Origin of the sequence: Flavobacterium laiguense (genome assembly GCF_003097655.1) — a bacterium.
Lineage (GTDB): Bacteria > Bacteroidota > Bacteroidia > Flavobacteriales > Flavobacteriaceae > Flavobacterium > Flavobacterium laiguense.
In genome coordinates, this window is the sequence record NZ_QCZH01000026.1 from 45,991 (window position 1) to 52,798 (window position 6,808).

Sequence of the window (6,808 nt, forward strand, 5' to 3'; positions counted from 1 at the left end):
AAATAGAAAAACTGAAGTCAGCTCACTGAATACTAAAGAACTGAATACTGAACACTTTTCTATGCAAGAAGCATTAGCCATTCTTCAAAAATATTGGAAACACGACAAATTTAGATCTCTTCAAAACGAAATAATTGATTCAGTTTTGAGCGGTCGGGATACTTTTGCCTTGATGCCAACGGGAGGTGGGAAATCAGTTTGTTTTCAGGTTCCCGCCATGATGAAGGAAGGAATATGCTTGGTGATCTCGCCTTTGGTGGCGCTGATGAAAGACCAAGTAGCTAACTTGCAAAAGCGCGACATCAAAGCAATTGCATTAACGGGCGGTATCAAATCTGACGAGATGATTGATTTGCTGGACAATTGCCAATTCGGAAATTATAAATTTTTGTACGTATCTCCAGAGCGATTACAATCGGATTGGATTATGGATCGAATAAAAAATCTCCCCATAAACCTGATCACTATCGATGAGGCGCATTGTGTTTCACAATGGGGACATGATTTTCGACCCGCTTATTTGAAGATTTCTGCTTTAAAAGAACATTTTCCAAAAGTTCCATTTCTGGCACTTACCGCAACGGCAACCCCAAAGGTGAAAAAAGATATTATAACCGAACTGGGTTTGCATGAACCAAAACAATTCGAAAAATCTTTTGCCAGAGAAAACATTGCTTATATGGTTTTTGAAGTAGAAGACAAACTTTTCAGGGTTGAACAAATCCTTAAAAAAAATCCACAACCTTCTATCATTTATGTCCGGAACAGAAAATCATGTTTCGATATTTCGAGTCAGTTGCAATCATTAGGTTTTAAAGCCACCTATTATCACGGCGGCCTTACCTCTAGAGAAAAAGACAAAAACATGCAGTTGTGGATGGAGGAAAAAGCCCAAGTCATCGTGGCTACAAATGCCTTTGGAATGGGAATTGACAAAGCCAATGTAAAAACCGTTATTCATATTCAGCTACCCGAAAACATAGAGAATTACTACCAAGAAGCTGGACGCGCCGGTAGAAATGGAGACAAAGCATATGCCGTATTATTGACCAGTCCATCTGATATTATCCAGACCGAAAATCAATTTATACAAGTCCTTCCCGATAAACCTTTTTTGAACACCATGTACGTTAAACTCTGTAATTATTTCCAAATTGCTTATGGAGAAGGAATTGACGAACAGTTCCCTTTTAACTTGCATCATTTTTGCTTAAAATATGGATTCCCTACGTTAAAAACCTTTAATGCCCTTCGTTTTCTAGACGGACAAGGTGTTATTACTTTATCTCAGGAATTCTCGGAAAAAATAACGTTGCAATTTCTAATTCCATCCAAAGAAGTCATTCGTTATACGAGCTTGAACCCCAACGATGAAGAAATAATTTTGGCTATATTGAGAACCTATCCCGGTATATATGAAATGCAAACCGCATTTAATCTTCCGTTAATTGCTAAAAAATCCCATCATTCTGAAGCAGAAATACAGGCTGTACTACATAAATTAAAAGACAAAGAAATTATTGAATACCATTCGAAAAATAATGATGCAACTTTAATTTTTAATGAGATTCGGGAAGATGAAAGAACGATCAGTAGAGTTTCAAAATATTTAGAGAGACAAAACCAGCTCAAAAAAGAGCAACTTCAATCGGTACTCCATTATATTAAAGAAAAAAACGTTTGCAAAAGCAAAATTATTTTAGATTATTTTGGAGAAAAAGCAACTACCGATTGTGGCATTTGCTCGTATTGCATTACGAAAACCAAGACCCGAAAAGATTATAACACACTTTCAAAAAAAATAATCAAGCTATTAGAAAGTGAAGATTTAAATTCAAGAGAAATTCAAAATAAGACCAAAGACACCTCAGACGATGTTATCTTTGTCCTGCAACAATTATTAGAAAATGAAATTCTAATAATTCAAAAGAATAATAAATATACTTTAAAATCATAATGGAAAAATTAAGAATTATATTTATGGGAACCCCAGAATTTGCTGTTGGAATTCTGGACACCATAATCAAAAACAATTACGAAGTAGTAGGCGTAATAACCGCTGCTGACAAACCCGCAGGCCGTGGACAGAAATTAAAATACTCTGCCGTTAAAGAATATGCTTTAGAGAACAACATAACATTATTACAGCCTACAAACCTAAAAGACGAAAGTTTTCTAGAGGAATTAAAATCATTGAATGCCAATTTACAAATTGTTGTAGCCTTTAGAATGTTACCGAAAGTAGTTTGGGAAATGCCCGCATTAGGAACATTCAATCTTCACGCTTCTTTACTTCCTAATTATCGCGGAGCAGCACCGATAAATTGGGCCATCATAAACGGAGAAACCAAAACCGGAGTCACTACTTTTTTTATAGATGATAAAATAGATACCGGAGCCATGATCTTGAGTGCTGAAACTGAAATTTCAGCAACTGAAAATGCAGGGCACTTACACGATCGTTTGATGGTTTTAGGAAGTGGTACCGTTATAGAAACATTGCAATTAATAGAAAGTGGAAATGTAACTACAACCATTCAAAATGATTCAGCAGAAATCAAAACGGCTTACAAACTAAACAAAGAGAATTGCAAAATCGATTGGACGAAATCGGTATCAGAAATCAATAACCTTATCCGAGGATTAAGCCCTTATCCTGCGGCTTGGTGTTTTTTTAGTGATAAAAATGAAGAGTGGAATGTAAAAATATATGAGACCAAAATCATTTCGGAACAACACGAACATCCTATTGGAACTTTATTATGCACCAAAAAAGAAATGAAAGTCGCCATTACAGATGGTTACCTCCAAATATTGAGTCTGCAATTTCCAGGCAAAAAGAAAATGAACACCTATGAATTATTAAATGGTGTTGTTTTTTCCGAAAGTGCAAAAGCCTATTGAAACCAATAAAAACGGGAGTTAAGTGATTTTTTGCAAGAAAAAAACCTTGCTTTATGAACAATAAAATCAAGTTATCAACAAAAAGCGCTAAAATCACACAAAATCCTTGCAAGAAACATAATTCCTATTAAATTTGTTGTAATAACAATTCTTTTAACCAACAATTAATACCTTATTATTATGAACAAATCAGAATTAATCGACGCTATCGCTGCTGATGCAGGAATCACAAAAGCTGCTGCAAAATTAGCTTTAGAATCATTTTTAGGAAATGTAGGTGAAACTTTGAAAAAAGGTGGAAAAATTTCTTTAGTAGGTTTCGGATCATGGTCAGTATCTGCTAGAGCTGCAAGAGACGGAAGAAACCCTCAAACAGGTAAAACTATCCAAATCGCTGCCAAAAATGTTGTGAAATTCAAAGCTGGAGCAGATTTAGAAGGAGCAGTAAACTAATTATAGTTTATCTTATATAATTAAACCTTCCTATGGAAGGTTTTTTTTATACTTTCAACGATTAAATTTGGAGTTTTTACTGTTTTTTTATTAAATTTAATAAAAAATAAAGCCTTATGATTTCCGAAAAATTAAAAAAAGGGTATTTACTTATTGCAGAGCCATCTATCATTGGCGACTTATCTTTTAATAGATCTGTAATACTTTTAGCGGACCATAATGAAGACGGTTCAGTAGGTTTTATCATTAATAAACCTTTGAAATATACCATCAATGATTTAATTCCCGAAATTGATGCCACTTTCAAAATTTACAATGGTGGACCAGTTGAGCAAGACAACCTTTATTTCATCCATAACATTCCAGAATTAATCCCTAACAGCATAGAGATTTCAAACGGAATTTATTGGGGTGGCAATTTTGAGTCTACCAAAGAACTGATCAACAGCGGTAAAATAAAAAAAGACAACATTCGTTTCTTTTTAGGTTACACCGGCTGGGATGAACACCAATTAGAAACAGAAATGGAAGCCAACTCATGGATAATTACCCAAAACAATTATGAAAACAAAATAATTGGCAAATCGGCTACTCATTTCTGGAAAGAACAAATCATGGAACTTGGAGGCGAATACCTCATCTGGTCTAACGCTCCTGAAAATCCCTATTTAAACTAGACTATTAAACTATTCAATTCCGCCACTAAAGCCTTGGACAATTCAATTGAAAATTCTTTTTTTCTATATTTTGTAATCGGCTGAACGCCTTTAATAACATTGGTAACAAATAATTCATCTGCTTTTTGAATATCAAAGGGAGAAATTATCTCTTCAACCACTTCAATACCTTCTAATTTTTGAGCTATTTTTAAAATTTGTTTTCTCATAACCCCGTTCAAACAACCTTCTGAAACCGGAGGAGTAGTTAAAACATTTCCTTTTAGCATAAAAATATTTCCTTGTAACACCTCAACAACATTTTTACTATCGTTTAACAAAATGCAATTATCCAATCCGTTTTCGCTGGCATAAATACTTCCCGTTACATTTATAAGTCGGTTTGTTGTCTTTATTGAAGACAACAAATGCTTGGTCACATAAAAATCTTTGTACAAATCAACCTCGTATTCTTTTCCATCAAGGGCATATAAAGCACTTTCTACTAAAACTGCCTGTATAAAAAAAGAAACCGTATTGTTTTGAGGCAAATAATACCCTCCTTCATTCCTATATATCGTTATTCTGGCACGTGCCGACGATTCTAAGCCATTATTCTTAACCAAAGAAACGATTTGCTCCTCAAGAGATTCCATCGTGAAATTCATAGGGATTTCCATTCTAATCACGCGCATGGAAGACATTAACCTAAAATAATGATCTTCTAAAAATAAAATTTTCGAATTCACTATTTTGACAGTCTCAAAAACCGCATCACCATATAAAAAACCGCGATTTTGCGCTACTGTATTTGCATCCTCAGACACCAAAGTTCCATTAAAATTTATCATAAAAAAAGCCTGAATTAATTCAGGCAAATATAAGTTATAATATACAATTTTACTACACCGATCCAATTACATGTTTCAGGTCTGAAATTTGATTTTCCCAGAGCTGAGTAGCTTCTTCAATCTCATCTTTACGAGCAAAGTCGACTACCATCAAAGAAACATCCTTGGTAAGTTCGTCTACCAGAATATTTAATTCAAAAAAATACTCGGTATCCTTATTGTTGTCGTCGACCCATCTAAATTTTACTTTCTCGCCAGACTTTTTGGAAGCAAGCCTAGCCTTTTCCTCGGAGTCATTCCAAATAAACGTAAAAAACTCACCCCGAGAATTGACATTATCCGCAAACCATTCTGACAAACCAGAAGGTGTTGAGATATATTGATACAACAATTGAGGAGAAGAATTTATGGGGAACTCGATTTCGTAACGTACTTTTAGATCCATGAACATCTTTTATATTTTTTGGAAATATATAGAATATTATGACAAGAAAAAAGCATTTTGAAAAATATTTTTTTTATCATTTTTGCTTGCACACTTAAATTATTGTTTTATATTTGCACCCGCATTCAGGGACAGGATTTGTCCCGAATATGGCGAGGTAGCTCAGTCGGTTAGAGCGCAGGATTCATAACCCTGAGGTCACGGGTTCAACTCCCGTCTTCGCTACAAGGTTGAAAAACGAAAAAATATAGATTTTATGCGGTTTTAGAGAAATTTAAAACCGTTTTTTTATGTCTAAAATTATCGACCTCTTAACGAAAGAATACGCTAACGCATACGATTTGGCTCATAAAAAACAATTCTCATTACCAAAGATTTACGATGCAAACGGTGATTTATCTAAACGCTGGTATGTGTATTATTCCTTTCGAAATCCCACAACCGATAAGCTTGAAAGACAAACCCCTGTTTATGCAGGAGTAAATTTGTTCAAGACCCTCAAAGAGCGAAGAAACGCAATAAAAATACTCGCAAAGGCAATTGAAACCATTTTGGATAATGGTTTCAATCCTTATGACGATTCTCTTTCTGTTGAAGAAATAAAGAAATATAATATTCCAGAAGCCGTTACTTTTGCGCTTGAATTAAAAAAAAGCACACTAAAAGAGAATAGTTATCGTGATTTTAGAGTAAGAATAAAATCATTTGAGAAGTGGCTTTTGGCTAACGGATATGAAAATAGATACATTACAACGGTAAATAAAAAGACGGTTATCACTTTTCTTAACTCCGTTTTATCGAGTACAAGTGCTAAAAACAGAAATAATACTCGTTCCAATCTATCAATGTTCTTTCAATCACTAGAAGATAATGATATTATTACGGATAATTTTGTCAAAAAAATCAATGTTCTAAAATCCACACCTGAAAGAAACAAGACTTATAGTACTACCCAAGAAGTTGATATTTTCAATTATCTAAAAAGCAATGACGATTTATTACTCTTGTTTATTCAATTTATTTCCTATAATCATTTGCGACCAGTAGAAGTTGTTCGATTGAGAATTAAAGATGTAAACATAAAAGACAAACTTATTTATGTTCGAGCCAAAAACAAAGCTGTAAAAATCAAAATCATTCCTGAAATACTTTTATCTGCAATTCCTGATTTAGAAAAATTGAACCCTGAAAGCTTCTTATTTACTCCAAATGGCATTGGCTATGATTGGACGACTGGAGAAACCGACAAAAGAGATTACTTCAGTAAACGTTTCAAGAAAGTAAAAGACAGTTTAGAATTAGGAAAAGATTACGGATTGTATAGCTTTAGACATACTTTCATAACCAAGCTATACCGAGAATTGGTCAAAAACAGTACTCCATTTGAAGCGAAAAGCAAATTAATGCTTATTACTGGTCATACTGGAAAAACCGGTCAAATTGACCACCCCATTCCAGTGTAAATTGACCACCAGTTTCGGAGTAAATTGACCACCACT

General features: G+C 34.2%; 7 protein-coding genes and 1 tRNA gene. 6 read left to right on the forward strand and 2 right to left on the reverse strand.

The window, feature by feature from the left end; all coding sequences use genetic code 11:
- Nucleotides 1-61 precede the first annotated feature (61 nt).
- The 4 genes from DB891_RS15860 to DB891_RS15875 all read left to right on the forward strand — a co-directional run bounded on the left by DB891_RS15860 (nt 62) and on the right by DB891_RS15875 (nt 4,034).
- Entirely contained in the window at nt 62-1,957 is a 1,896-nt protein-coding gene (locus tag DB891_RS15860) for a RecQ family ATP-dependent DNA helicase (protein WP_116764562.1), read from the forward strand.
- Complete coding sequence (gene fmt, locus DB891_RS15865) at nt 1,957-2,904, forward strand: methionyl-tRNA formyltransferase (protein WP_116764563.1); 948 nt, start codon at nt 1,957-1,959, stop codon at nt 2,902-2,904. The genes DB891_RS15860 and fmt overlap by 1 nt, the downstream gene beginning before the upstream one ends.
- Nucleotides 2,905-3,084: 180 nt before the next feature.
- Nucleotides 3,085-3,357 (forward strand): HU family DNA-binding protein, encoded by a 273-nt coding sequence (locus DB891_RS15870; RefSeq protein WP_116764564.1) that lies wholly within the window; start codon nt 3,085-3,087, stop codon nt 3,355-3,357.
- A 116-nt stretch (nt 3,358-3,473) separates the two neighbouring features.
- Nucleotides 3,474-4,034, forward strand: a complete 561-nt coding sequence (locus DB891_RS15875) for a YqgE/AlgH family protein (protein WP_116764565.1) — start codon at nt 3,474-3,476, stop codon at nt 4,032-4,034.
- On the opposite strand, the gene DB891_RS15880 is transcribed toward DB891_RS15875, so the two are convergent.
- Both DB891_RS15880 and DB891_RS15885 read right to left on the reverse strand, forming a co-directional pair.
- A complete protein-coding gene (locus DB891_RS15880; RefSeq protein WP_116764566.1) occupies nt 4,031-4,864 on the reverse strand; it encodes an aminotransferase class IV in 834 nt (277 codons plus the stop codon). The two genes, DB891_RS15875 and DB891_RS15880, sit on opposite strands and share 4 nt — an antisense overlap.
- A gap of 52 nt (nt 4,865-4,916) precedes the next feature.
- The gene (locus tag DB891_RS15885) at nt 4,917-5,309 is read right to left on the reverse strand and encodes an START-like domain-containing protein (protein WP_116764567.1); all 393 of its coding nucleotides are present in this window, start codon (nt 5,307-5,309) and stop codon (nt 4,917-4,919) included.
- A gap of 151 nt (nt 5,310-5,460) precedes the next feature.
- Here DB891_RS15885 and DB891_RS15890 point away from each other — a divergent pair.
- Nucleotides 5,461-5,534: transfer RNA gene (locus DB891_RS15890), tRNA-Met, on the forward strand.
- 65 nt (nt 5,535-5,599) lie between these two features.
- The gene (locus tag DB891_RS15895) at nt 5,600-6,772 is read left to right on the forward strand and encodes a tyrosine-type recombinase/integrase (protein ID WP_116764568.1); all 1,173 of its coding nucleotides are present in this window, start codon (nt 5,600-5,602) and stop codon (nt 6,770-6,772) included.
- The last annotated feature ends 36 nt before the right edge of the window (nt 6,773-6,808 follow it).